At 70.2% G+C, this 24,718-nt stretch carries 27 protein-coding genes; 14 read left to right on the top strand and 13 right to left on the bottom strand.

All coding sequences use genetic code 11. The features are described 5' to 3' along the window. Positions 1-92 precede the first annotated feature (92 nt). The 3 genes from BST11_RS15790 (at position 93) to BST11_RS15780 (ending at position 1,725) form a co-directional block, all read left to right on the top strand. A complete protein-coding gene (locus BST11_RS15790; protein WP_083138872.1) occupies positions 93-275 on the top strand; it encodes a hypothetical protein in 183 nt (60 codons plus the stop codon). A gap of 65 nt (positions 276-340) precedes the next feature. Continuing rightward, positions 341-790, top strand: coding sequence for a nuclear transport factor 2 family protein (locus tag BST11_RS15785; RefSeq protein WP_083138871.1), 450 nt, complete (start codon positions 341-343; stop codon positions 788-790). Between the two features lie 65 nt (positions 791-855). Next, entirely contained in the window at positions 856-1,725 is an 870-nt protein-coding gene (locus tag BST11_RS15780) for an alpha/beta fold hydrolase (RefSeq protein ID WP_083138870.1), read from the top strand. A gap of 21 nt (positions 1,726-1,746) precedes the next feature. Here BST11_RS15780 and BST11_RS15775 read toward each other — a convergent pair whose 3' ends face one another. Genes BST11_RS15775 through BST11_RS15760 form a run of 4 tightly spaced genes read right to left on the bottom strand, consistent with a single transcriptional unit; the run spans position 1,747 to position 5,523 of the window. Then, positions 1,747-2,241, bottom strand: a complete 495-nt coding sequence (locus BST11_RS15775) for a nuclear transport factor 2 family protein (RefSeq protein ID WP_142276380.1) — start codon at positions 2,239-2,241, stop codon at positions 1,747-1,749. Positions 2,242-2,252: 11 nt separating this feature from the next. Next, positions 2,253-3,098 carry a mycofactocin-coupled SDR family oxidoreductase gene (locus BST11_RS15770; RefSeq protein WP_083138868.1) on the bottom strand — a complete coding sequence of 282 codons (846 nt, stop codon included), beginning with the start codon at positions 3,096-3,098 and terminating at the stop codon, positions 2,253-2,255. Next, positions 3,095-3,910 (bottom strand): mycofactocin-coupled SDR family oxidoreductase, encoded by an 816-nt coding sequence (locus BST11_RS15765; RefSeq protein WP_083138867.1) that lies wholly within the window; start codon positions 3,908-3,910, stop codon positions 3,095-3,097. The genes BST11_RS15770 and BST11_RS15765 overlap by 4 nt, the downstream gene beginning before the upstream one ends. Then, a complete protein-coding gene (locus BST11_RS15760; protein WP_083138866.1) occupies positions 3,907-5,523 on the bottom strand; it encodes a flavin-containing monooxygenase in 1,617 nt (538 codons plus the stop codon). Before BST11_RS15760 ends, BST11_RS15765 begins: the two co-directional genes overlap by 4 nt. Positions 5,524-5,681: 158 nt before the next feature. On the opposite strand from BST11_RS15760, the gene BST11_RS15755 reads away from it, so the two are divergent. The 6 genes from BST11_RS15755 (at position 5,682) to BST11_RS15730 (ending at position 11,204) form a co-directional block, all read left to right on the top strand. Continuing rightward, entirely contained in the window at positions 5,682-6,875 is a 1,194-nt protein-coding gene (locus tag BST11_RS15755) for an acyl-CoA dehydrogenase family protein (protein ID WP_083138865.1), read from the top strand. Between the two features lie 8 nt (positions 6,876-6,883). Further along, positions 6,884-7,792, top strand: coding sequence for a biphenyl-2,3-diol 1,2-dioxygenase (bphC, locus tag BST11_RS15750; protein WP_083138864.1), 909 nt, complete (start codon positions 6,884-6,886; stop codon positions 7,790-7,792). 29 nt (positions 7,793-7,821) lie between these two features. Next, entirely contained in the window at positions 7,822-9,282 is a 1,461-nt protein-coding gene (locus BST11_RS15745; protein ID WP_083138863.1) for an FAD-dependent oxidoreductase, read from the top strand. Positions 9,283-9,397: 115 nt separating this feature from the next. Beyond that, positions 9,398-10,228 carry an IclR family transcriptional regulator gene (locus tag BST11_RS15740; protein WP_083138862.1) on the top strand — a complete coding sequence of 277 codons (831 nt, stop codon included), beginning with the start codon at positions 9,398-9,400 and terminating at the stop codon, positions 10,226-10,228. Positions 10,229-10,237: 9 nt separating this feature from the next. Continuing rightward, positions 10,238-10,585, top strand: a complete 348-nt coding sequence (locus BST11_RS15735; RefSeq protein ID WP_083138861.1) for a hypothetical protein — start codon at positions 10,238-10,240, stop codon at positions 10,583-10,585. Further along, the gene (locus tag BST11_RS15730; protein ID WP_083138860.1) at positions 10,578-11,204 is read left to right on the top strand and encodes a Dabb family protein; all 627 of its coding nucleotides are present in this window, start codon (positions 10,578-10,580) and stop codon (positions 11,202-11,204) included. The genes BST11_RS15735 and BST11_RS15730 overlap by 8 nt, the downstream gene beginning before the upstream one ends. On the opposite strand, the gene BST11_RS15725 is transcribed toward BST11_RS15730, so the two are convergent. Next, positions 11,201-12,091 (bottom strand): SDR family NAD(P)-dependent oxidoreductase, encoded by an 891-nt coding sequence (locus BST11_RS15725; RefSeq protein ID WP_083138859.1) that lies wholly within the window; start codon positions 12,089-12,091, stop codon positions 11,201-11,203. The genes BST11_RS15730 and BST11_RS15725 overlap by 4 nt on opposite strands. Continuing rightward, positions 12,088-13,989 (bottom strand): flavin-containing monooxygenase, encoded by a 1,902-nt coding sequence (locus BST11_RS15720; RefSeq protein ID WP_083138858.1) that lies wholly within the window; start codon positions 13,987-13,989, stop codon positions 12,088-12,090. Before BST11_RS15720 ends, BST11_RS15725 begins: the two co-directional genes overlap by 4 nt. A 101-nt stretch (positions 13,990-14,090) precedes the next feature. Here BST11_RS15720 and BST11_RS15715 point away from each other — a divergent pair, with 101 nt between their 5' ends. Genes BST11_RS15715 through BST11_RS15700 form a run of 4 tightly spaced genes read left to right on the top strand, consistent with a single transcriptional unit; the run spans position 14,091 to position 17,479 of the window. After that, complete coding sequence (locus tag BST11_RS15715; protein ID WP_083138857.1) at positions 14,091-14,570, top strand: nuclear transport factor 2 family protein; 480 nt, start codon at positions 14,091-14,093, stop codon at positions 14,568-14,570. A gap of 4 nt (positions 14,571-14,574) precedes the next feature. Next, the gene (locus tag BST11_RS15710) at positions 14,575-15,417 is read left to right on the top strand and encodes an SDR family NAD(P)-dependent oxidoreductase (protein WP_083138856.1); all 843 of its coding nucleotides are present in this window, start codon (positions 14,575-14,577) and stop codon (positions 15,415-15,417) included. Then, the gene (locus BST11_RS15705; RefSeq protein ID WP_083138855.1) at positions 15,414-16,406 is read left to right on the top strand and encodes an alpha/beta hydrolase; all 993 of its coding nucleotides are present in this window, start codon (positions 15,414-15,416) and stop codon (positions 16,404-16,406) included. The genes BST11_RS15710 and BST11_RS15705 overlap by 4 nt, the downstream gene beginning before the upstream one ends. Next, positions 16,406-17,479: a hypothetical protein gene (locus BST11_RS15700; RefSeq protein WP_083138854.1), complete on the top strand. Its 1,074-nt coding sequence runs from the start codon at positions 16,406-16,408 to the stop codon at positions 17,477-17,479. The genes BST11_RS15705 and BST11_RS15700 overlap by 1 nt, the downstream gene beginning before the upstream one ends. Positions 17,480-17,499: 20 nt before the next feature. On the opposite strand, the gene BST11_RS15695 is transcribed toward BST11_RS15700, so the two are convergent. Both BST11_RS15695 and BST11_RS15690 read right to left on the bottom strand, forming a co-directional pair. Next, a complete protein-coding gene (locus BST11_RS15695; RefSeq protein WP_083138903.1) occupies positions 17,500-17,790 on the bottom strand; it encodes a ferredoxin in 291 nt (96 codons plus the stop codon). Further along, positions 17,790-18,926, bottom strand: a complete 1,137-nt coding sequence (locus tag BST11_RS15690; RefSeq protein WP_083138853.1) for a 3-ketosteroid-9-alpha-monooxygenase, oxygenase component — start codon at positions 18,924-18,926, stop codon at positions 17,790-17,792. Before BST11_RS15690 ends, BST11_RS15695 begins: the two co-directional genes overlap by 1 nt. A gap of 101 nt (positions 18,927-19,027) precedes the next feature. On the opposite strand from BST11_RS15690, the gene BST11_RS15685 reads away from it, so the two are divergent. Beyond that, entirely contained in the window at positions 19,028-20,782 is a 1,755-nt protein-coding gene (locus BST11_RS15685; protein ID WP_083138852.1) for a 3-ketosteroid-delta-1-dehydrogenase, read from the top strand. On the opposite strand, the gene BST11_RS15680 is transcribed toward BST11_RS15685, so the two are convergent. The 5 genes from BST11_RS15680 to BST11_RS15660 form a co-directional block, all read right to left on the bottom strand. Further along, entirely contained in the window at positions 20,779-21,456 is a 678-nt protein-coding gene (locus BST11_RS15680; protein ID WP_083138851.1) for a PadR family transcriptional regulator, read from the bottom strand. The genes BST11_RS15685 and BST11_RS15680 overlap by 4 nt on opposite strands. 71 nt (positions 21,457-21,527) lie before the next feature. Further along, entirely contained in the window at positions 21,528-22,004 is a 477-nt protein-coding gene (locus tag BST11_RS15675) for a hypothetical protein (protein ID WP_083138850.1), read from the bottom strand. A gap of 74 nt (positions 22,005-22,078) precedes the next feature. Then, positions 22,079-23,059, bottom strand: a complete 981-nt coding sequence (locus BST11_RS15670) for an adenylate/guanylate cyclase domain-containing protein (RefSeq protein WP_244897672.1) — start codon at positions 23,057-23,059, stop codon at positions 22,079-22,081. After that, positions 23,046-24,074, bottom strand: coding sequence for an NHL repeat-containing protein (locus BST11_RS15665; RefSeq protein WP_158086796.1), 1,029 nt, complete (start codon positions 24,072-24,074; stop codon positions 23,046-23,048). Before BST11_RS15665 ends, BST11_RS15670 begins: the two co-directional genes overlap by 14 nt. A 58-nt stretch (positions 24,075-24,132) precedes the next feature. Next, a partial coding sequence (locus BST11_RS15660; RefSeq protein ID WP_211284725.1) for a hypothetical protein occupies positions 24,133-24,718 on the bottom strand: 586 nt, incomplete at its 5' end.

Genomic DNA, 24,718 nt, shown 5'->3' with positions numbered 1-24,718 from the left:
TTCCGCTACTGCCGGTAGCGGAAGTGGCAAAATTTGAATATGCCCGGTTGGCTGTACAACCGCATGGCGTCGCTCTTAGCGTCATCGATGCGATGAGCGACCAGCAGCGGCCGACGGGCATCGAGCACCTCCGCGGTGAACTACTCGATCGTATGAACGCGCAGCCGTTCGATGAGTGGTCCCCCGCGCTGCTGCGCGCGCTCATCGCCGTGTTCGACCTGAACGGCTTCACCCCGGCGGTCCGCCACGGGTTCCGGCCGTACCGCGTCAAGTAGCGCGGGTCTCCCGCGCGGGCCTTCGGCGGTTGCGCTTTCGCGGCGCAGGGTGTGGAGTCACGACGGTGGACATGTGGGAATTGGTCGCCCGCGAACAGATCCGGGACACCCTCGCGCGGTACAACTGGTCGGGCGACGCGGGGCGGCTCGACGGCCTCGCGGAAACGTTCTGCGCCGACGGTGTCCTCGAGATCCGCGGGCTTCAGCCGTTGCGCGGACGAACCGAGATCGCATCGTTCCTCCGCGGCGTCACCCGGAAGGGCGCCGCCGACACCTCCGCGGTCAAGCCCGTCGTCCGGCACAACCTCACCAACGTGTTGTTCACCGCGCTGTCGCCGCAGCGGGCGGAGGTCTCGTCCTACTTCACCGTGGTGACCCAGGTCGGCCTGGACCACTTCGGCCGTTACCGCGACACCCTGACGCCCGACGGCGGGACCTGGCTGATCAAGCATCGGAAGGTGTCGACCGACTGGTCGGCGCCGGACTCGACGATGGCCCGGCGTTCGGCGGAGTGAGCCCGCGGCGCTCCGCACCGGCACCCCGCTCCCCTTCGCCGCCGCGGCATGGCAGGGTGGCATCCGTGGCAAACACCTCTCCAACGACCGTCGAACAGGACCTGCGCGAAATCAGCACCCCCAAAGGCGCTTTCCGCTACTACGACTGCGGCCCGGATTCCGGCCCGGCGCTGCTGTTTCTGCACGGCTCCGGCCCCGGCGTCACCGGCTGGCGCAACTTTCGCGGGATCCTGCCCACCTTCGCCGAGCACTTCCGCTGCCTGATCCTGGAGTTTCCCGGCTTCGGGGTCACCGACGACCTCGGCGGCCACCCGATGATCACGGCATTCGGCGCCGTAGCGCCGTTCCTGGACGCGCTCGGCGTCGACAAGACGCACATCGTGGGCAACTCGATGGGCGGCGGGGTCGGCATCAACTTCGCCATCGGGCATCCGGACCGCGTCGGCCGCCTGGTCACCATCGGCGGGGTCGGCACCAACATCTTCAGCCCCAGCCCCAGCGAGGGCATCCGGCTGCTGCAGGAGTTCGTCGAGGACCCGACCCGGCAACGGCTCGTCGACTGGCTGAAATCGATGCTCTACGACCAGTCTTTGGTCACCGACGAGCTGATCGAGGAACGCTGGCAGCTCGCCACCGACCCGACGGCGCTGGACGCCGCCCGCCGGATGTACGGCAAGGCGGCGTTCGCCGCGATGAACGCCGCGATGGCGGCGTCGGACCGCCCGATGCCGTGGGCGGTGATGCACAAGCTGACGGCGCCCACCCTGCTGACCTGGGGCCGCGACGACAGGGTGAGCCCGCCCGACATGGCGCTGGTCCCGATGCGCACCATCCCCAACGCCGAGCTGCACATCTTCCCCAACTCCGGGCACTGGGCGATGATCGAGGCCAAGGAGGCCTTCGAAAGCACCGTGCTGGCCTTCCTGTCGCGCTAGCGGCGGGTCGCCGCCGCCGGGCTAGGCGGAGCCCGCGAGGCCCCGCGTCAGCAAGCTGCGGGCGTCGGGGTTGCCGTCGAGCACCCGGCTGGTGCGCGCGGTGATTTGCCACCTCCCGTCGATCCGCCGCAGCGCGAAATGGTGCGCGGTGGCGCGCCACACCCGGTAGGCCGCCTTTTCGGAACCGTCGCGGATGAGGACCAGGGACTCGCACACCGCGACGGCCTCGTCGCCGGTGACCGTCACGACGCAGGGGCCGAGGAAGTGGCAGCAGCCCTTGGCCACCAGGTCTTGGTGGGCGTCGGAGGCCACCATCGCGCGGACATCGGCCCGGCTTTCCATCCGCCAGCCGTCGACGTCGTAGACGCCGTCGGTCGCCCACAGCCGCGCCGCGGCATCCGGGTCGCCGGCGTCCACCGCCGGGCCGTACGAGGCGACCAACTGCCGGATGTCGCGGTCGTCCTCGAGCCGGCGCAGCCGGGCCGCCAATTCGTCCAATTCGCCGACATCGGCCATGCTTTCGCTCCTCATCGTTGGGTGGCGCCCGCGTCGACGGGCAGGGTCGCCGCGGTGATGTAGCGCGCCTCGTCGGAGGCCAAGAACAGCGCCGCGTTGGCGACGTCCACCGCGTCCACCCACGGCACCCCGAGCATATTCATGGCGCGGGCCGCTTCGGCGAATTCGGCGCGGGTGGGTGTGCGGTCCAGGTCCGGACGGAAAGCGGCTCGCACGGCGTCGTTCTGGATCATCGGGGTGTCGACATTGGTCGGGTGGATGCAGTTCACCCGAACACGGTGCGGCGCAAGCTCATTGGCCAAGCTGCGCATCAAGCCGACGACGCCGTGCTTGGCGGCGGTGTAATGCGCGACGCCGACCAGCCCACGCAGCCCCGCGATCGAATTGGTCAGGATCATCGCGCCGCCACCCCGCGCGATCAGGTGTGGCGCCCCGGCCCGGCAGGTGTGCCACACGCCGGTGAGGTTGACGTCCAACATGGTGCGCCAGGTGTTTTCGTCGAGCTCGAGCGCCGTCCCGCGCGAGGTGATCCCGGCCGTCGCGCACACCACGTCCAGTCCCCCGAACCGCTCGGCGCCGCGGTCGGTGGCGGCCGCGACGGCGGCCAGGTCGCGCACGTCGACGATTTCGGTGTGCACCGCGGCGCCCGCCGCGGCGACAAGCGCCGCCGTCTCGTCGAGGTCGGCAGGCGTGGCGTGCGGGATGATCACCGTGTCCACCGCGGCGCAGATGTCGAGCGCAACGATGTCGGCGCCCTCCTGCGCGAACCGCACTGCCTGCGCGCGCCCGATCCCGCGCGCGGCGCCGGTGATCAGGGCGACCTTGCCCGCCAGCCGCGGCGCGGACGCCCCGCTCACCTGGTCTTCTGTGTGAGGCCGGCGTCGACGACGAGCTGGGTGCCGGTGATGTAGCGCGCCGCGTCGGAGGCCAGAAACACCACGGCGTTGGCCACGTCGACGGGCTCCACCCACGGCACCGGCAGCAGGTTGCGCGCCCTGAGCACCTCCGCGGCGTCGGCCGCGGTGGGGTTGTCCAGGTCCGGCCGCAGGCGCCGGTACGTCGCCTCGTTGAGCACCGTCGGGGTCGCGACCGCGCCGGGGTGCACGGTGTTGACCCGAACGTTGCGCGGCCCCAGCTCGTTGGCCAGCGTTCGCGCCAGACCTACCACGGCGTGCTTGCTGGCGGTGTAGTGGGCGGTGTTGGCGGTCCCGCGAAGTCCGTTGGTGGAGCTGATGATGACGACGGAACCGCCGCCGGCACCTTCGGAATCGATCATGTGGGGCACCGCGGCCCTGACGGTGTGCCACACCCCGGTGAGGTTGATGTCGAGCGTGCGTTGCCAGTCCCGCGGGTCGAGCTCCCACGACGGCGCGCCCGGCAGGTGGATTCCGGCGTTGGCGATGACGACGTCCAGGCGCCCCAGTTCGGCGACGGCCCCGTCGATCGCGGCCGTGACGGCATCCAGGTCACCGACGTCGGCCGAACCGGTCGCGCAACGCCGACCCCGGCTTTCGACTTCGGTTGCGGTGCCCCGCAATTCGTCGGCGGCGCCCGGTTCGTCGAGCGCGATCACGTCGGCGCCCTCCTCGGCGAACCGCTGGCAGTGCACCCGGCCGGTACCGCGGGCGGCGCCGGTGACCACCACCACCTTGTCGAGCAATCCCGTCATCGGCGCATCTTAACCAGGTCGAAACCCTTGTATCCGGCGTCGGCGACCTCGGCGCAGATGTCGTTGTACGCCGCAAACCCGCCGACGAACAACATGAAGCCCCTTGGCTTTCCGGGCACGTTGGCCCCCATGTACCAGGAGTTCGCCTTGGTGAACAGGGTGGCCTCGGCCCGACGGGCGCATTCCGCGCCCCAGCCGTCCACGGCATCGCGGGTGGCTTCGATCGCGGCATAACCGTGGTCGTCGAGGTAGCCGATGGCCTCCGCGACCCAGTTCACCTGCGCCTCGGCGTGCAGCACCATGTTGGCCAGCACCGCCGGCGCCCCCGGGCCCGAGATCGGGAACAGGTTCGGGAAGCCGTCGACGCCGAGCCCCAGGTAGGTGCGTGGCCCGCGCGCCCAGTCGTCGCGCAGCTTCACGCCACCGCGGCCGACGATGTCGATGCCGGCCAACGCCCCGGTCATGGCGTCGAAACCGGTTGCCAGGACGATCATGTCGACGTCATAGCGGTCCTCGGCGGTGTTGATCCCCGTGGTGTCGACGGATTGGATCGGAGTGGCCCGCACGTTGACCAGCGAGACGTTGGGACGGTTGAAGGTCTGAAAGTAGTTGCTGTCGGTGCAGATTCGCTTCGTCCCGATCGGGTGATCGGTGGGAATCAGCATGTCGGCCAGCGCCGGGTCGTCGACGACCGCCCGGATCTTCTCCTCGTAGAAGCTGCGGGCCTCGTCGTTGGCCGCGGGATCTGTCATCTGGTCGGGGAAGGTCTTGGAGAACAGCACGCCGCCCAGCCGCCACCGCCTTTCGAACGCCGCGCGGCGCTCTTCGGGGGTGTACTCCATGGTCGGTTTTTCGGCGGTGACGTGCGGTGACCCGCCGCCGCTGCGCCACGACAGCCGGCGCCGTTGCGCGTAGCCGGCCTTGATCCGGTCGAGTTCCTCGGGGGACAACGGCCTGTTGCCCGCGGGGACGCTGTAGTTCGGCGTGCGCTGGAAGACGTAGAGGTGCTCGGCCCGCTCGGCGATGATCGGGATCGATTGGATGCCAGACGATCCGGTGCCGATCACCGCCACCCGCTTGCCGGCGAAGTCGACGTGATCGTGGGGCCAGTGCGCGGTGTGGTAGGTCTCGCCGGCGAAGGTGTCCAGACCGGGGAAATCGGGTGTCAGCGCGGCCGAGAGCGGGCCCGTCGCCATGACGCAGAACCGCGCCGAGAACGCCCGTCCGTCCTCGGTGCTCACCGTCCAGCGCAGCGTCGTCTCGTCGAGCACCGCCGATGCGACGCGAGCCCCGAACGCGATGTCGCGGCGCAGGTCGAGCGTGTCGGCGACCCAATTCAGGTACCTCAGGATTTCGGCCTGGGAGGCGTACTTCTCGGTCCAGTTCCACTGCTGCTGCAGCTCGTCGGAAAAGGAGTAGCAGTAGTCGACGCTCTCCACATCGCAGCGCGCGCCGGGATAGCGGTTGTGGTACCAGGTGCCGCCCAGCTCCGGCGCTGCCTCCACGACCTGCACCGACAGCCCTTGCGCGCGCAGCCGGTGCAGGGCGTACAGGCCCGCGAAGCCCGCGCCGACCACGACGACGTCCAGGGGCCGCCCGACGGCATTCTTCACAGCCGGCCACGGTAGGGGCCGGTGCCGTGGTCGGCCGCCTTGCCTCCCGGTCACCGGACGTTTTGCGTCCGCTCACCGGGAACGGCTTCGAGTTCGGCGCCGGGTGCGGTAGACCATTAGTTACGCCCCACAGGTCCCCTACAGGCAAGGACAACAACATGAGCGAGCGGGCACTCGACCGGATCGTGGCGATGGCGGACCGGTTACGCGACCAAGCGGCGGAAGCCGAACGCATCGGCCGGCTCACCGACGACACCGTCAAGCTGATGAAGGGGGCCGGCGTGATCCGGCTGCTGCAGCCGAAGAGCTACCAGGGGTTTGAGGTTCACCCCCGGGAATGGGCCGAGACGGCGATGGCCACCGCGGCGCTGGACCCGGCCGCCGGCTGGATCGTCGGCGTGGTCGGCGTGCACCCCTACCAGTTGGCCTACGCCGACCCGAGGGTGCCCGCCGAGGTGTGGGGCGACGACGTCGACACGTGGATGGCGTCCCCGTACGCGCCGCAGGGCGTGGCCAAGCCCATTGACGGAGGGGATGGCGGCTACATCTTCAACGGCCGCTGGCAGTTCAGCTCCGGCACCGACCATTGCGACTGGATCATCCTGGGGGCGATGCTCGGCGACGACAAGGGCATCCCGCTGATGCCGCCGCAGATGCTGCACATGATCCTGCCCCGCAAGGACTACCAGATCGTGGAGGACTCCTGGGACGTGGTGGGGCTGCGCGGCACCGGCTCCAAGGACGTCATCGTCAAGGACGCGTTCGTCCCGGCCTACCGCACCATGGACGCGACCAAAGTGATGGACGGCACCGCCCAGCGCGAGGCCGGCATGACCGAGCCGCTGTATTTGATGCCCTGGTCGACGATGTTCCCGCTGGGCATTTCGGCGGCCACCATCGGCATCGCCGAGGGCGCGCTGGCGGCCCACCTGGACTACCAGCGCGAGCGCGTGGGCGCGACCGGAACCGCGATCAAGGACGACCCCTACGTCATGTACGCCATCGGGGAGGCGGCCGCCGACATCAACGCCGCCCGCCAGGAACTGCTGGCCAACGTCGACCGCATCTACGACATGGTCGCCGCCGGCAAGGAGGTGTCGTTCGCCGACCGCGCGGCGGGTCGCCGCACCCAGGTGCGCGCGGTGTGGCGCGCGGTGTCGGCGGTCGACGAGATCTTCGCCCGCTCCGGCGGCAATGCGGCCCGGATGGACAAGCCCCTGCAGCGGTACTGGCGCGACGTGCACGTCGGCCACCTACACGCGATCCACGTCCCCGGGACCACCTACCACGCGTCGGCGCTCAGTTCGCTGGGTGTCGATCCGCCCGAGGGCCCGTTGCGGGCCCTGATCTAGGAGACCACGTGACCGACCTGAAAAGCCTTGGCTACATTACCCTTTCCACCCATGCCATCGACCGCTGGCGACAGTTCGCGTTCGGCGTGCTGGGTTTCGCCGAAGGCAAGGGGCCCGACCCGTCGGCGCTGTATCTGCGGATGGACGAACGCGCGGCGCGCATCGTCGTCGTCCCGGCCGAGACCGACCGGGTGCTCACCATCGGCTGGGAGGTGCGCGACCACGCGGCGCTGCAACGGGTCAAAGCCACCCTCGACGGCGCCGGCGTGGCGTTCAAGCAGCTCTCGGTCGACGACGCCGAGGCCCGCCGCGTCGAAGAGGTGATCACCTTCGAGGACCCGGCGGGCCACACCCTCGAGGTGTTTCACGGACCGGTGCTCGACCACAGCCCGGTGGTCACGCCCTTCGGCGCGCGATTCGTCACCGGCGATCAGGGCCTCGGCCATGTCGTGGTGCCCGCGATGGATCCCAACGCGCTGTTCGACTTCTACACCGAGGTACTGGGGTTCCGTTCCCGCGGCGCGTTCAGGGTGCCGTTGCCCAAGGAGTTCGGCCCGGTGCGGGTCCGCTTCCTGGGCATCAACGAGCGGCACCACAGCCTGGCGATCGTTCCCGCCATGCACCAGCGGGATCCGCGCCTGGTGCACATCATGGTGGAGGTCGACACCCTCGACGCGGTGGGTCAGGCGCTGGACCGCGTCAACGCCGAGGGCTTCCAGCTGTCGTCTACGCTGGGGCGGCACACCAACGACAAGATGGTGTCGTTCTACGTCCGCGCCCCCGGCGACTGGGACATCGAGTTCGGCACCGACGGCATGCGCGTCGACGAAACGTATTACAGCGCAGAGGAAATCACCGCCGATAGCTACTGGGGCCATCAATGGGTCGGCGAGATGCCCGCCGCGATGAGGCCCTGAGGGACCGGTGACAGACCGGTGACGAAGCTATGACAAACGACGTCAGCCCGGTGCCGGCCGCGTCGATCACGTCGTGGGATCAGGAGGCCGACGTCGTCATCGCCGGCTACGGCGTCGCCGGTGCGGCCGCGGCGGTCGAAGCGGCCCGGTCCGGCGCCGACGTGCTGGTGCTGGAGCGCACCGGATCCTGGGGCGGCGCGGCGGCGATGGCCGGTGGATTCATCTACCTCGGTGGCGGCACCCCGCTGCAAAAGGCCTGCGGCTTCGACGATTCCGTCGAGAACATGGCGGCCTTCCTCGAGGTCGCGATGGGCCCGGGCGCCGACGTGGACCGGATCGCCGACTACTGCGCCGGCAGCGTCGCCCACTTCGACTGGCTGGTCGGCTGCGGCGTCCCGTTCAAGGCGGAGTTCTTCTCCGAGCCGGGCTGGGAGCCGATGGGCGATCAGGGCCTGATGTACAGCGGCGGCGAGAACTCCTTCCCGTTCAACACCATCGCCGCCCCGGCCCCGCGCGGGCACGTCCCGCAGATGTCGAACAAGAAGCAGGGCGAGGCGAGCGCGGGCTACATGCTGATGAAGCCGCTCGTCGAGACGGCCGCGGCGGCCGGCGCGCGGGCGCTGTACGACGTGCGTGTCCAGCGCCTCATCACCGAATCCGACGGCCGCGTCGCCGGCATCCGCGCCCGCCGGTACGGGGAGGAGATGTCGATCCGGGCGCGGTCCGGGGTCGTGCTCGCCACCGGCAGCTTCGCCTACAACGACGACATGGTCGCGCGCTACGCGCCGCGGATCGCCGGCCGCCCGGCGGCGTCGATCGAGCAGCACGACGGGCAGGCGATCCGGATGGCCCAGGCGCTGGGCGCCGACCTGGCCCACATGGACGCGACCGAGGTCGCGATCTTCATCGACCCCCAGCAGCTCGTGCGCGGCATCCTGGTCAACGGCCGCGGCCAGCGCTACGTCGCCGAGGACACCTACCCGGGCCGGATCGGGCAGCTCACGCTCTACCAGCAGGACAACGTCGCCTACCTGATCATCGACGACGACGCGCAGCAGGAGGCGATGGCCTCCTGGTCGCCGAAGTTCATGCTGCGGCAGCCGACCTGGGTGGCCGACACGGTGGCCGACCTGGAAGGCGAGATGGGGCTGGCGCCCGGTTCGCTGCAGGCGACCGTCGCCGCCTACAACGACGGCGCGGGCCGCGGCGAGGACCCGCTCCTGCACAAGAAACCCGAGTGGATCAAGCCGATCGGCTCCCCGGTCGGCGCGATCGACCTCCGCGACAACACCGGCGGATTCACCCTCGGCGGGCTGGCCACCACGTTGGACGCCGAGGTGCTGCACGTCGGCGGCGAGCCCATCCCGGGGCTGTTCGCCGCGGGCCGCTGCACCGCCGGCCTGGCCGCGTGGGGTTACGCCAGCGGCGTCTCGCTGGGCGACGGCAGCTTCTACGGCCGGCGCGCGGGACGGTCCGCCGCGAAGGGCTGAGTCCCCTCCACCCCAAGCGGTCGCAAAGCCCCCGACACGCCGAGCGCGCGGGGGCTTTTGCGACCGCTCGCCATCCCCTATATTCCTAATAGGAATATGCCAGCCAGGAGGATGTATGCCCGCGCCCGCCGAAACCCCCACGGCCGTCATCGACCGCATCTCGCTGGTCCTGGACGCCTTCGAAGGCCCAGGGCGGCTGACGCTGGCCCAGATCGTCCGACGGACCGGCCTGCCCCGCTCCTCGGCGCACCGGATGCTCGAGCGCCTCGTCCAGCTGCGCTGGCTGCGCCGTAGCGGCCGCGACTACGAGCTGGGCATGCGGCTGGTGGAGCTGGGCTCCCTGGCCGTGCATCAGGACCGCCTGGTGCGGGCCGCCGCCCCGCTGCTGGGCGAGCTGCACCGCGCCACCGGGCTTGCCGTGCACCTCGCGGTGCTGGACGGGCCCGACGTCGTCTACCTCGACAAGATCGGCGGCCAGAGGATCCCGACGCGCGTGGGCGGTCGCCAGCCCGCGCACTGCACGGCCGTCGGCAAGGCGATCCTGGCCTACCGCGACGAGCACGCCGAGCTCGACCTGCGGGTGCGCAAGACGAAGTACTCGATCGGCACCGGCGCGCAGCTCGCCATCGAACTGGCCAAGGTCCGTGCCCACGGGGTCGCCTTCGAACGGGAGGAATCGCTGCCCGGATTCGGTTGCGTCGCGGCCCCGATCGGCGGCCCCGGTGAGGCCGAGGAAGTCGTCGCTGCGGTGTCGGTGTGCGGCCCGGTGAACCGCATGGCGTTCGACCAGCGGCTCACCGCCCCGGTGCGCATGACGGCGATGGGCATCTGGCGCAATGTCGAGGACGGCCCGCGACGGGTCGCGCCGACCCTGCAGCCCCTCCGGCCGCTCCGGCCGCTTCGGCCCGCACCGGCCGGATCGCGTCCCGCGCTGCAGTACGCCTGAGCTGCGCCCATGGCCGAGGACCGCGTGTTCGTCATCGACCGGGTTGTCACCCGCCCGGGCTGCGCCCGCCGGTTCGTCGACACCTATCTCGCGGACTACGCTCCCGGCGCGCGCGCCCGCGGAATGACGCTGCGCGACGTGCTGGTCAGCCCGCCCATCTGGTCCGACGAGCTGCCCAACACCGTCACGATCACGTGGACCCTGCCCGACCCGCCGGCATGGTGGCGGATGACGTGGCGGGGCCGCTCCGATCCCGCGCTGGCCGAATGGTGGTCGCGCGTCGGCGAATTGGTGCAGGAGCGGTCGCGATCGTTCGCCGCGGCCGCCGCCGACGTGGCCGGCCTGTGCGATGTATAGCGTCACCAGGCTGCTCGACGTCGTCCCGGCCGGTCGCGACCGGCTGGTCGCGGAGTTGAGTGCCGCCGCGGCCGCGGCCGGAGTCCCGCGCTGGGTCGTGGGGCCGACGTTGCCGGGCACCCGCAACGGCGGTGACGTCCTCGTGCATCTGCGGTTCGCCACCGAGGACCACTGGGCCCGCGTGGCGGGGCAATTCGCAGCGCTGCTGGTCGAGCCCGCCGTGACCCGCGTCAACGGGGTGGGCTATTCGGGTGTGCCCCAACGCCGGGGCGACACCGCAGGCACCGTCTACCGCACGCTGTTGCTGCGCGTGGCGCCGGGCACCCCCGAGTCGACCGTCGTCCGCTTCGAGCGCGAGTTGTCGTCGATGCCGCGCTACGTGCGGACCATCCGTGCGTGGCAACTGAGCCGGGTATCCGAGGCGATCGGGCCCACCGAGTGGACCCACGTCTTCGAGCAGGAGTTCAGCGACGTCGACGGGCTGATGGGGCCCTACCTCATGCATCCGATCCACTGGGCCGTCGTGGACCGGTGGTTCGATCCCGAGACCACCGACGTGATCGTCCGCGACCGGGTGTGCCACAGCTTCTGCGCGATCGCCGGCGGCGTGCTGAGCTAGATCCCCGCGGGGAGGATGTTCGGGTTGGCGCTCGCCGGCGGCGGCAGCGGCGGCAACTCGGACGTTCCGTCCAGGCCGCGCACCGGCAGGCCCTGCGACCAGGGATAGTGCAGGCTGAAGGCGACCAGACCGGTTCGCTGGGCGGCGGGCAGATGGCACATCGCCAGTACCGTTTCGGCCAGATACTCCACCGGCTCGGTCGGAAACGCCGCCGGGATCAGTTGCGCCGCACCGGGAGTGCGGACCGCGGTCGACGGCGCGACGCAGTTCACCGCGATGTTGGCATCGAGCAGTTCCGCGGCGACGCCTTGGGTGAAGCGGTGCAGCGCCGCCTTCACCGACGCGTAGATCACGTCGCCGGAGTCCTTGTTGTAGTCCCGATATGGCCGCGCGGGCGCAAGGCCGGTCACCGAGCCGATGTTGACGATCCAGCCCGCGCCTTGCCGGCGCATGTGCGGCACGGCGGCTTTCGTGAGCGCGAAGGGCACGCGCAGGTAATGCTCCACCGTGCGGTCGAACGTCTGCAGGCTCATCTCGTCGACGAGCGCGTAGTCGGCGAACCCGGCGTTGTTGACCAGGATGTCGACGCGGCCGGTGCGCCCGAGCACCTCGGCCACCAGCCCGTCGCGCTGCCCGGGGTCCTCCAGGTCGGCCACGACCGCGAACGCGTCCCCGCCCGCGGCCCGGATCAAATCGACGGTCTCGCCGACGGTGCCGGGCAGCGTCGAGGCCGCACCCCCGCGAAGCGACGAGGACGGCGCGTGGGACCGTGCCGTGACCGCCACGGTGGCGCCCTCGGCGGCCAGCCGCTGCGCGATCGCCCGCCCGATCCCACGGCTGCTTCCGGTGACCAAAGCCGTTTTGCCGGAAAGCAATTCGCTCGTCATCGTAGGTCGAAGTCGGATTCGATCGGGGCGCGATGGCCGCGCCACACGTCGACCAGCCGGTACGGGAACGAAATCACGATGCGTCCCCCGCCCGAGCGGTAGTAGGTATGCGCGCCCGGCGTGTGGCACCAGACCGTGCCGGCCATGGTGGCATCGATCTCGGCGACGTAGTCCTCGTACGCGCGCCGGGTCACCTCCATGACCGACGCGTCCCGCAGCGCCATCAGCTGCAGGCACTCCATGACGTAGTGCACCATCACCTCGACGCCGAAGTTGTGCCCGCCGCCATGACCGGGGCTGTAATTGGGCGCCGACGAGATGAACATGTTGGGGAATCCGGGCACGGTCCCGCCCCGGTACGCGCGCGGGCTGTCGCCCCACTCGTCGACCAGCCTCCGGCCCTGCCGGCCCCGGATGTCCACCCGCGACAGGAAATCCAGGTGATAGCCGGTCGCATAGACGATGACGTCGACGTCGATCTGGCGGCCGTCGGCGGTCACGAGGCCCGCCTCGGTGACCCGCGCCGGCTCGCTCGCCTCCACGTCGACGTGGTCGCGCGCCAGCGCCGCGTAGTAGCCACCGGGATCCCGGATGATCCGCTTGCCGTAAGGCGCGAAGTCGGGTGTGACCTTGCGGGCCAACTCGCTGTCCGCGCCGAACACCCGGTGGATGTAGTCAAGGCACAACTGCAGCAGCGCGTCGTTGGCCGGCGAGATCGACAGGTGCCGGGCCGCCCACTCGGGTTCGTGGAGGATCACCGGGTAGTTGTTGTCCGCGGTCCCCCAGAACGACTTGAGCCGGATCCAGTTGGCGTAGAACGGCAGCCGCGTGCCCAGCCACCGCTGATAGGCGGGCACGTCGTCGGAGGCCCGTCGCCGCGGCGCCACCCAGTGCGGCTGACGCTGAAACACCGTCAGGTGTGCCACCTCGTCCACGCACGCGTCGACGATCTGCACCGCGGTGCAGCCCGCGCCGATGACGGCCACCCGCTTGCCGGTCAGGTCCAGGCCGGGATCCCATTGGGCCGAATGCACCGACGACCCCGAGAACGTCTCGCGGCCCGGCAGGTCCGGCCAGCGCGGCCGGTTGAGGTAGCCGGCCGCGGGAATCACGACGTTCGCGTAGCTCACGTCCCGGGCACCGTCGGGGCCCACCGCATGGATTTGCCACCGCCGGCGCTCGTCGTCCCACCACAGCGCCTCGACCTCGGTGGCGAACCTGGTGTGCCGCCGGAGGTCGTTCTTGTCGGCGACCGACACCAGGTACGCCTGATACTCCGGGCCCATCGGGTAGTAGCTGGACCAGTCGCCCTTGACGTCGCGCGACAGCGAGTAGTACGCCGACGGGGTGTCGACGCCGATGCCCGGGTAGGTGGTGGTGTACCAGGTGCCTCCGACCTCGGCGTTGCGGTCGAAGATCTGGTATTCGATGCCGGCGTCCGCCAGCTCCAGAGCCGCGGTCAGCCCGGCGATGCCCGCGCCGATGACCGCGACCCGAAAGCCGTCGGGGAGCTTGGAGGTGCGCGGCAACACCGGCTGCCGCGGCTGAAAGCCACCCTGCTCCAACAACATCGGCAGGTATTCGGCGCCGATGGTGCCACCGAGGGCCAGCGGCGCGATCCGCGCAAACAGATCGGGGTCGTCGGCCGCGACGGCCGCTGCCGGCCGTGGTGACCGGACCGCGGCCACCACCGCGTCGACGAGCTCGGCCGCCGTCTCGGAATCGGTGACGCCGGCCTGTTCCGGGGGATCGGGAACGTGGTCGATCTTGGGGCCGAACCGGTCGACCACCGCGTGATCACCGGTCAACTGCGCCAGCACGGCAACCAGGACCCCGGGATCGGCCTGACGCAGGTTGACCCGCAGCTCGTCGGGATCCACCGGGGCGGCAGGCGTCATGGCACGAGTATCGGGGCCGCGCGCCCCCCGGCGGAGGACTTCGTCCCACTGAACGGGCATCGCCCCCTTCGCGCGGCCCACAACCGAGTTGACTCGCCGCCATGAGCAACGACATCACGGTGGCCGAGCTGCAGGAGTTCATCGCGGGTTTCTGGTACCACTACGACGAGGCGCACTACGGCGAGCTCGCGGCGCGGTACGCCGACGACGTGCGGTACGTGACCCGAAGCGATTCGGGCGCCAGCCCCTTCGAGGAGTTGATGTCACCCGAGCTGCGTGGCCGGGACGCGGTCATGGACTGGCTGTCGGACCATCGCAAGCAGAGCCCCTACCCCCTGCGCCATCACGCCACCAACGTGCACCGCATCGGAACCGACGGCGGGGTCACCCGCGCGCGTTTCTACCTCTTCGTCAACCAGGTGGCGAACTTCGTGCCGTTCGCCGTGTCCAGCGGCGTCGCGACCGTCGCGGTGCGACGCGGCGCGGGCGGGCTGGAGTTCACCGAGATGGACATCGTTCTGGACACCACCAACTCGGTGCCGCTGTCCGAGCTCGACGCGGACACCGCCGCCGCCTCCTAGACCGGTGAGCGCGCGGGATGCATTCTCCGGCGGCGTCGCCGTCATCACCGGGGCCGGCGGTGGCGTCGGCGCCGGAATGGCCCGTCACGCCGCGGCATTGGGGATGACGGTGGTCCTCGCCGACATCGACGCCGACGCCGTCGCGGCCGTCCGCGACGAGCTGCGCGCGGCCGGTGCCACCGCGATCGGCGTCACCTGCGACGTGCGGGACCCCGACGCCGTGGAGCGGCTCGCCGAGACGACATACCGCGATGTCGGCGCGGTGCGGCTGCTGGTGAACAACGCCGGAGTCGAACAGTTCGGCTACCTCTGGGACACGCCCGTCGACAACTGGCGGCGCGTCGTGGACGTCAACATCAGCGGCGTCTTTTACGGCGTGCGGGCCTTCGTGCCGAGGATGATGGCCGCCGGGGAGCAGGCCTGGGTGTGGAACCTGTCGTCGGTCGGCGGGGTCGTGGCCATCCCCTTGCAGGCGCCGTACATCGCGAGCAAGCACGCGGTGCTGGCGTTGACGGAGTGCCTGCGCCTGGATGTCGAGTCGGCCGGCCACGGCCACCACGTCCACGTGCAGGCCGTGCTGCCGGGCGCGGTGGTGTCCAACATCTTCGAGTCCGCGGGCGGGGTGGACCCGTCCCGCGCCACCGACGCCGCGGCCGCCGAGCAGCAGCGGGCGGCCATGCTCGAGGTCAAGGCGGGGGCCATGGATCCACTGGCCGCCGCCGAGACGGTATTCGAGCAGGCCGCCGGGGGCAGGTTCTATCTGCTCACCCAGCCGTCGGTCGCGGCGGCCATGACGGAACGAGCGAATGTGCTCGCCGCGCAACGACCGCCGGCCCTCAGACGATGACGACGCCCACGTTGGATCCCGACGCCGCCGCACGTGTCGCCTCGTTCGGCGACCTTCCCTCGATGCGCGAGCGGGGCCTGGCCGCGGTGCGCGCCGCGATCGAATCCGCGCCACTGCCCGACGCGATGCCCGAGATGGCCCGCATCGCCGACGCCACCGTGCCCGGGGCCGGCGGACCGATACCGGCCCGGATCTACTACCCGACAACTGATTCCGGGGCGCCGGTCCTGGTGTACTTCCACGGCGGCGGGCTGGTGATGGGCTCCAACCATTCGTTCGAACCGCTGGCCCGCGCCCTGGCGTCGGCGTGCGCGGCGACGCTGGTGGCCGTGGATTACCGACTGGCGCCCGAGTCGGCGCCCCCGGCGCAGTTCGACGACGCCTACGCCGCCACCAGCTGGGTGTCGCAGCACGCCGGCGAAATCGGGGTCGACGCGGGCCGCCTCGCGGTGGTCGGTGACAGCGCGGGCGGTTCGCTGGCGGCGGCGGTCGCGCTGGCCGCGCGTGACCGGGGCGGCCCGCCGGTCTGTGCGCAGGTGCTGCTGTATCCCGGTCTGGATCGCGACATGACGGCCCCGTCGATCACCGCCCTGGCCGACGCTCCGATGCTTTGTCGCGACGACATCGAGTTCCTGCATGCCCTCACCGACGGCGGTGCGGGGCTCCCCCACGATCCCTACCTGGTCCCGGCGTACGCCACCGACCTGTCGGGCCTGCCGCCGGCGATCGTGGTGACCGCGGGCTGCGACCCGATCCGCGACTGGGGCGAGCGCTATGCCGACCGGCTGCGCGACGCGGGTGTGCAGACCACCAGCACGCGGTATCCGGGGATGTATCACGGCTTTTTGATGCGCTCGGACGCGACCGCGCGGGGCCGGTTGGCCATCGCCGAGGTCGGGGCGCTGCTGCGCACGAAATTCGCGTATCCGCCGCCCTTGCGGCGGACCCACCCCCAGACCACCCCACCAACTGCAGAAGGAGACGACTGATGCTCACCGACGAGCGGCGGATGGAACTTTCCGAGGTCTTGCGGCCGGCCGCGCCGCCCCGCGAGATCCGGGACGTCTACACCGACGATCAGCGCGAGCGCCTGCTCGACGTGGTGCGCACCCGCGGCCCGTGGCGGCTGATCATCGCGCAGCACTTTGCGTCGGCCGACGAATTGCTCGCCACCATGAGCGGCGTCTTCCCCGAAGGGTTCACCCCGTCGCTGGATCTGTTTCTCACCCCGACGTTTCGCGGCTACCTCGCCAACTACGGTGCGGTGCTCTACCCCGAGCTGCACGACTGCTTCTACAACGCGCAATTCCTGGAGATGGCCAAGAGCTACTGGAACGCCGAGTACGCCAAGCCGCAGCTGATGTTGTTCAACATCAACGGGCCGTGTGCGAATCGCGATCCGGGGCACCTTGATTCGCCCAGTTTCCGTGGCGTGCGCCACGAGAACGCGCCGACCTGGCTCACCAGCGTGATGGGCAAGTCCGGCCTGTTTCAGGACTACCTGATCAAGATGGCCCAGGTCATCACCTGGTTCTCGCTCGACTCCGGCAGCGGATTCACCTACTGGCCCGACGGCCCGCTGCGGCCGCCGCAGCGCGTGCTGCCGCCCATCTACAACCGCGGCGTCGTGGTGCAAAACGAGATGATGGTGCACCGCGGGGAGGCCAACGGGCCACTCGACCAACAGATTCCGCCCGGCCTGGCCTTCGACACCGTGTTCACCGGCGACCCCGGCGACCGCGACCGGTGGCTGCTGAAAAACGGTGACGAGGTGATCGCGCGCCACCACACCGAGCAGCTGCGGTTCTTGGTGCATTGGTCGGCCGAGGTGTTCTCCGACTTCGACGAGCTGAAAAAGAACATGGAGGGCTCCGACGACCTGACCATCGAGCGGGCCATCGACATGATGGTCGACGACGTCAACGGGCGGGGCATCAAGCTCGACGTGCCGAGCGAACCGCTGCACGACCCGGATTTCATCCGCGCCATCAACGCCGCCTACGACCTGGGCGGCCCGTCGGTCTACCCGGACGAGGCGCCGATCAGCGCCTTCACGTTGTGAATCGGTGGGCGCCGCGCGACCTACGTCGCCGCGGGGGCCGTCTCGTCGACGATGAACAGCTCGCCGCGGCGCACCGCGTCGGCGATCGACGCGCTCAGCGCCGAGCACACCAGGAACACGCCGCGGCCAGCGGGCGCCGAAATCCGCTGCGCTTCGGCGCGTTCGGCGCACCGCGCCGTGGCATCGGCGCTCCACTGCACGCTGGTCTGGCTCCAGCTGCTCTTGCGCGCCAGCACCCCCGCGCCGCAGCGCCGGCACGCCACGGGGACCATCGGCGCCTCCTCGAGGCGGTTGTCGGCCCGGACCGGCATCAAACCGGGCCCGCCGCCTGGGCCGCCATGTTCGCCTCGACCTCCTTCATCCACGCCTCGTAGGGCCGGGTGGTGTCCAGCTCGAACTCGAAGCGGTCCACCATGTCCGGCTGCACGTCGGCGACATCGACGTAGAACTGCTGGTACCAGCGGCGCAACTGATAGACGGGCCCGTCCTCCTCGACCAGCAAGGGGTTGTCGATGCGCGCCTTGTGCCGCCAGATCTGCACGTCCTGCTCGAAGCCGATCTTCACGAAATCGCCGAGGCCGATCGCGGTCCGCATGGCCTCGTCCCCGGGCAGCTTCTCCGACTTCTTGACGATGATCCCGTACTGCAGCACAAACGAATTCGCGTCGATCGGGTAGTGGCAGTTGATCAGAATCGTTTGGGCGTCGCCGTCTTCGTAGTGGTAGGTCAGGTCGTCGATCATGAAGGACGGGCCGTAGTAGGACGCCACCGACGTCGTGCCGAGCAGCTGGCTCCCCTCGGGGCTTCCGATGTCGGGCCGGCTCCCGCCGTTCATGTACTGCGTGGCGACGTGTCCCTCGAAGATGTTCTTGAAGTACGTCGGCAGCGAGCCATGGATGTAGAAGAAGTGCGCCATATCCACGACGTTGTCGATGATTTCGCGACAGTTGCTTTCCACGACCGTGCTGTACCAGTGCCAGTCGGTCCACTCGTCGCTGGTGGCGCCCTCGATGCGCGGAATGGTGACCTCCGGTGGCGGTGGCTTGCGCTCCGGGTCGTTCCAGACGAACAGCATCCCGTCCTGCTGCAGCGTGGTCCACGCCCCCGTGCGGGCCATCCGGGGCGTGCGCCTGCTGTACGGCACCTGCTTGCAGCGCCCGTCGCCGCCCCAGCGCCAGTCGTGGAACGGGCACGCGATCTCGTTGCCCTTGACCTCGCCCTGCGAAAGGTCCCCGCCCATGTGCCGGCAGTAGCCGTCGAGCACGTTGATGGCGCCGTCCCCGCCGCGGAAGACGACCAGCTTTTGCCCGAAGGCGTTGATCGCGTGCGGCTTGCCGTCGGCGAAATCCCTGAGCAGGCCCAGGCAATGCCATCCGCGCGCGAACCTCGTCGGCGCGGCCTGCGCCTCGATGAGCCGAACCTCGTCGGCCTCGGTGTGCGACGTCATGGGAAGGATTGAACTCCCGCGGCCGGGCCGGCGGGACGAGCTGTTCCACTGATCAGGACGGGACTTCATTTTCCGCGCCGCAGCGGCCTACGGTTGCCGACGTGGCCCCGCACAGCGCGACGACGAAGTCCGAGACTTCCGCGATTCCCGCCGGACTTCCCGTCGCCGACACCACCGTGGACCTGCTGGTCGTCGGCTCGGGCACCGGCATGGCCGCGGCGCTGGCCGCCCGGGAGCGTGGGCTGTCGGTGCTGATCGTCGAGAAGTCGTCGCGCGTGGGCGGCTCGACCGCCCGCTCGGGGGGCGCGCTGTGGCTGCCGGCCTCCCCCGTGCTGCGCGCGGCGGGCGCCGGCGACACACCCGACCGCGCGGCCGCCTACCTGGACGCGGTGGTCGCCGGGTCGGCGCCCCCGCCGCGATCGGCCGGCTTCCTCGCGCACGTCGCCGCGACCGTCGACATGCTGGGCCGCACCACCCCACTGCGGCTGTTCTGGGCCCGCGACTACTCCGACTACCACCCGGAGGAGCCGGGCGGCAGCGCCGCGGGCCGCACCTGCGAGTGCCACCCGCTGGACACGTCGATCCTCGGCGGGTACCGCACCCGCCTGCGCCCCGGCGTGCTGGAGGCCGGCTTCTCGATACCCACCACCGGCGCCGACTATCGGTGGATGAACCTGGTGGCCCGGGTGCCGCGCAAGGGCATCCCGACCTTCGCCAAGCGGGTGGCGCAGGGCGTGGGCGGCCGCCTGCTGGGCCGGCGCTACGCGGCGGGCGGCCAGGGCCTGATGGCGGGGTTGTTCGCGGGCGTGCTGCGCGCGGGCATCCCGGTGTGGACCGACACCACGCTGCTGCGCCTGGTGAGCAGCCCGGCCGACGGCGGCCGCGTGACCGGCGCGGTCGTGGAGCACGCCGGGCGCGAGGTGACCATCACCGCGCGACGGGGTGTGGTGCTGGCCACCGGCGGTTTCGACCACAGCATGGACATGCGGTGGAAGTTCCAGTCGGAATCGCTGGGCGCCAACCTGAGCCTGGGCGCCGAATCCAACACCGGCGACGGGATCCGCGCGGGGCAGGAAATCGGTGCAGGCATCGCGCTGATGGACCAGGCGTGGTGGTTTCCGGCCATCGCTCCCCTGCCCGGCCGGGCCCCGGCGGTGATGCTGGCCGAGCGGTCGCTTCCGGGCTCGCTGATCGTGGACCAGCGCGGCCACCGGTTCGCCAACGAGTCGGCGGACTACATGTCGTTCGGCCAGCGGCTGCTCGAGCTGGAGCGGTCGGGCAACGCGGTGGAGGCCATGTGGATCGTCTTCGACCAGCAGTACCGGAACAGTTACGTCTTTGGCGCAGAGCTGTTTCCGCGGATGCGGATCCCGCAGGCATGGTACGACGGCGGCATCGCGGTGCGGGCCGACAGCCTCGGCGAGCTGGGCGCGCGGATGGGCGTTCCGGTGCCGGAGTTCTCCCAGACGATGACGCGCTTCAACGAAAACGCCTCCGCCGGCAAGGATCCCGACTTCGGCCGCGGTCGCAGCGCGTACGACCGGTACTACGGCGACCCGACGATAAGGCCGAATCCCAACCTGCGCCCACTGGTCAACGGGCCCTTCTACGCCGTGGAAATGGTACTCAGCGATCTGGGTACGTGCGGCGGGCTCAAGACCGACGCGCGGGCGCGGGTGCTGCGCGAGGACGGCGGCGTGATCGCGGGGCTGTACGCGATCGGCAACACCGCCGCGAACGCGTTCGGCACGACGTACCCGGGGGCGGGCGCGACGATCGCGCAGGGATTGGTCTACGGCTACGTTGCGGCCCTGGATGCCGCGCTGGACGCGGCGGGTCGAGACGATCGGGACTAGTCGGCTTCGCGCCTGGCCTGGACCTGCTTCTCGACCTCGCGCCAATAACCCGGTGTCGGGCGCGGTTTCCCGAAGCCACCCTTGGCGGCCTTCTGCATGATCGCGTCCGCCTCGTCGATCTCCTTCATGAGCTCCAGGGCGAATTCGCGCTCGGCGGCGTAGTACTTCGCCGCCCAGCGCAGCGCGATCACCGAATACGCCCAGGCGGGTTCGACCTCGGCGCCGTCGGCGTCTTCCACCGCCTTGCGGTGGCGGGCGTCGGCGTACGCCACGTGCTCCTGCAGCAGTTCCTTGAGCCGTGCCGGGTTGGTGAGGTGACCGAATGTGACGCGCAGCAGCACGCTGTGCTTGAGCACCGGCGGATCGACCGGGGCGTGGTTGACCCACTCGATCGCGGCGGCCATCCCGGCCTGGGTGATCTTGTAGAGCCGGCGGGTGCGGGTGCCCTCGTCGCGCTCGACGCGCGACGTGACCAGCCCGAGGCCCTCGAGCTTCTTCAGCTCGGTGTAGATCTGGCTGTAGGACGGGCTCCAGTAGTAGAGGTCGACGCTCCAGTCGATCCATTTCTTGAGGTCGTAACCGGAGACCTCCTCCTCGTAGGACATCATGCACAGCAGGGCCCGACTGGTGGCCGCAAGCGGCGACTTCGCCGACTTGTCGCTGGGCTCGTCCATTTCGCCAGGTTAACAACCCGAGACGCCCAATCGCGTGTCGAGGGCCACTGGCCGGGACATGGCGTTTGGGGTCAGAAGGGCTCGACGCGGTAGCCCCCGGCGATGAACATCCCGTGTCCCGTCGCGTCGTTGGTGAAACGGGTGCCCCCGGCGGCGGGCGCGATCGTCCAGCCGTGCAGGTGGTAGGTCTGCCCCTCGACCAGCGTGGTGTCGGGCTGACCGGGCGGGGCCAAACCGAGATTGGCCGTCCGCCACTCGAATTGGCCGGACGCGCTGACGATGGCCTGATCCTGATGCAACACCAGCGGATCCCCGGCCCAACCCGGATACGGCGCGGGATTCATCGGGGACTGCGGGAAGCCGGCCGTCTGGCACACGACCGTGGGGCCCCGCCGGTTGCCGTAGTCCGAGGAGACCTGGCAGCGCATCGGCGGCGACGGGGTCCTGACGTTCGCGTAATGGTCCGGCGTGGGATCGGCGCCCGCCGATGGGCAGAAAACCGCGGCCGCCCAAACGGTTCCGACGGCGAGCGGCGCGGCCTTCCTCATGCCCCGAAGGATGCTCCGGGCGCCTTGAAGGATCCTTGGAAGGATTCTTGGAAGGATCCCCGGCCGCGGCGCCGTCAGCGGCGGGCCTCGCGCGCGAGCACCGGGAACACGGTCTCGGTTCCACGGCGCCCCTTCAGCTCCACCTCTTCGCCCTCGCCCCACACGAACGGCGCGGCAACGGTGCGGCGCACCTCGCCGGTCACCAGCACCGGCGCCCGCCCGTCCCGGCCCGCGAGTCCCGACAACCGAAACGCCACGTTGGTGGCGTCGCCGATGACCGCGTCGGTTGATCGGGTCATCGCGGCCAGGGCCACCATGCCCTGCACCACGCCCCAGCCCATACGGATCGGCGAGCCATCGGGGTCGCGCAGCGGCAGGCCGGGCGCCAATTCCCCGACCAGCGCGTTCGCAGCCAGGGCGAAGTCGATGGCCAGCTCGCCGGCGTCCGGGAACCGGCCGAGTTCCCAGACCGCGAACAGCGCGTCGCCGGCGTAGTAGCTGAGCGTGCCGCGGTGCGCGCGCAGCACCTCGCCCAGCCGATTCCACAGCGTGTGCAGGCCGCGCGCCATCACCCCCTCGTCCGTCATCTGCGAGATCGTCGAGTAGTTGACGATGTCGCCGACCACCATCACCATGGCGGCCCGGCCGATCCGCTCACGCGTCCGCTGCGCGGGCCCCCTGGGCACGGCCGTGAAACGCTGCGAGCGAAACGTCAGCACCACGTCGCCCAACCGGATCTCGTCGCCGGGCCTGATCGGCAGCGCGACCGCGCGTTCGATCCGAATGCCGTTGAGCAGGGTGCCGTTGCTGCTGGTGTCGATCACGAACGCCTGATCGCCGGCGGCGTCCAGCCGGATTTCCAGGTGGGTGCGCGAGATTTCGGGATCGTCGATCACCAGCCGGCGCGTGACGCCGATGCCGGCGCATTCGCGGCCGACGAAGAGCTGATCGAAGATCGGCACCGGCCGTTCGGTTCGGCCGTCGGCGACGACCACGTAGGCCAGCGGCTCACCGGCCTGACCGCCGGGCGCGTCGGCTGGGTCACTGTGCCGCAAATGCCTTGTCCAGCTTCAGCACCCGGTTGTTGCCGCTGTCGACGACGTACAGGTTGCCCTGGCCGTCGAGCGCGACGCCGCGCGGGTTCTTCAGGCCGCTGATCGGCAGGATGGACTGGGTGGTGGCCTTGGTGGTGCGGTCGGTCTTGAGCTTCACCACGCGGTTGTTACCGCCGTCGGCCACGTAAACGTCGCCGGAGTACACCGCCACGCCCTGCGGACCGTTGAGGCCGGTGAAGGCCAGCACGCTCTGGGTGCCGTCGCCCTTCAGCAGGACCACGCGGTTGTTGCCCGTGTCGGCGACAAAGACGTTCGAAAAATCGTCGACCGCGATGCCGTCCGGGTTGTTCAGGCCCGTGAAGCCCAGCACCTGCGGCGCGTTCATCCCGTCGTGCCACATCAGCACCCGGTTGTTGCCGCCATCGACGACGTAGAACTGCTGGCCCATGACCCAGAACACGCCGCGGGGCGAGTTCAGGCCGCTGAACGGCCCCATCCACTCGGTGCTCGACGCGGATTGCCACGGCGGCGTCGGCGTCGTCCGGGGGGCTTTCGACCACCACACCCGGCTGCCGCTGGCGTCGGTGACGAAAAGGTCGTCGCCGCTGGCCGCCACGCCGACGGGGCTGTTGAGCCCGGAGAGCGGGGGCACGGACTGGGTGGGCGAATTCGCCGCCAGCTTCACCACCCGGTTATTGCCGCCGTCGGTGACGAACACCGCGCCGGCGGGCAACTGCACCGTCACGGTGACGGGTCGGTCCAGGCCGGTGAAGGGGAGCACGACCGCCGAGCCCGTGGCCGGGCCCTGGGGCGGCTGCCCCGGCGCGGGTGTCGAGCTTGCCCCGGTGTTCGGCTTCGCCGCGGTGCCCGCCGTGGGTGCGGTGGTCGTGGCATCGGTGGCCTCGGGAGTGTTGGCACCCTTGCCAGTGCACGCGGCTGTTATCACGCTTGCGGTAACGACCGCGACGACGGCGCCGGCGACACCGGTCAGATGACGAGCGCATCGAGGACTCATGGGCATCCTATTCCGTTGTGGCGCATGGCTAATAGTGGCTAATAGTGGCTAATAGTGGCTAATAGGACCGCTTCTGCGCCTTGGACCGGTCGATCCACAGCCGCACGACGCCCACGGCGGTGACGACGACCGCCAGCGCGTACAACATCAAGCCAAACCCCGGCGTGAGGTCGACGATGCCCTCTCCCTTGTCGTTCTCGGACGACACGGTGTTGAACCACACGAAAGTCAGGGCACCGAGCAGTCCGACCACGACGCTGACCGCGATCAGCCGCGCGACCGCCATTTGGGTCCCCGTCAGGGCGGGGTACGCCAGCCACCCGGCCAAGGCGGCCAACACGACCACGACGATCTTGGCCGCCCCGTTGGCGGAGACGTCGTGGGACCCCAGGGTTTCCCCGAACAGCTTGAAGCTGACCGTCGCGAACGGCAGGAAGATCGCAATCACGGTGACGACGAGCCCGCCGAGCACGATCCAGCCGGTGACCGACACCTTCCCGGCGACGTCCTTCACCGCGGCGAGGCCGTCCTGCGGCATCGGAGCGCCGCCGCCAGGAGCCTGGGCGCCCGGCGGGGACCACTGCGGGGGCGGCGGCTGGGGGGGACCGCCCGGGCCCTGCGGCGCACCCGGGGAATACGCCGAC

Origin of the sequence: Mycobacterium alsense, assembly GCF_002086635.1 — a bacterium.
Classification (GTDB): Bacteria; Actinomycetota; Actinomycetes; order Mycobacteriales; family Mycobacteriaceae; genus Mycobacterium; species Mycobacterium alsense.
The sequence above is the reverse complement of the archived record's forward strand: the minus strand, read 5'-3'. Positions and strand labels throughout refer to the sequence as shown.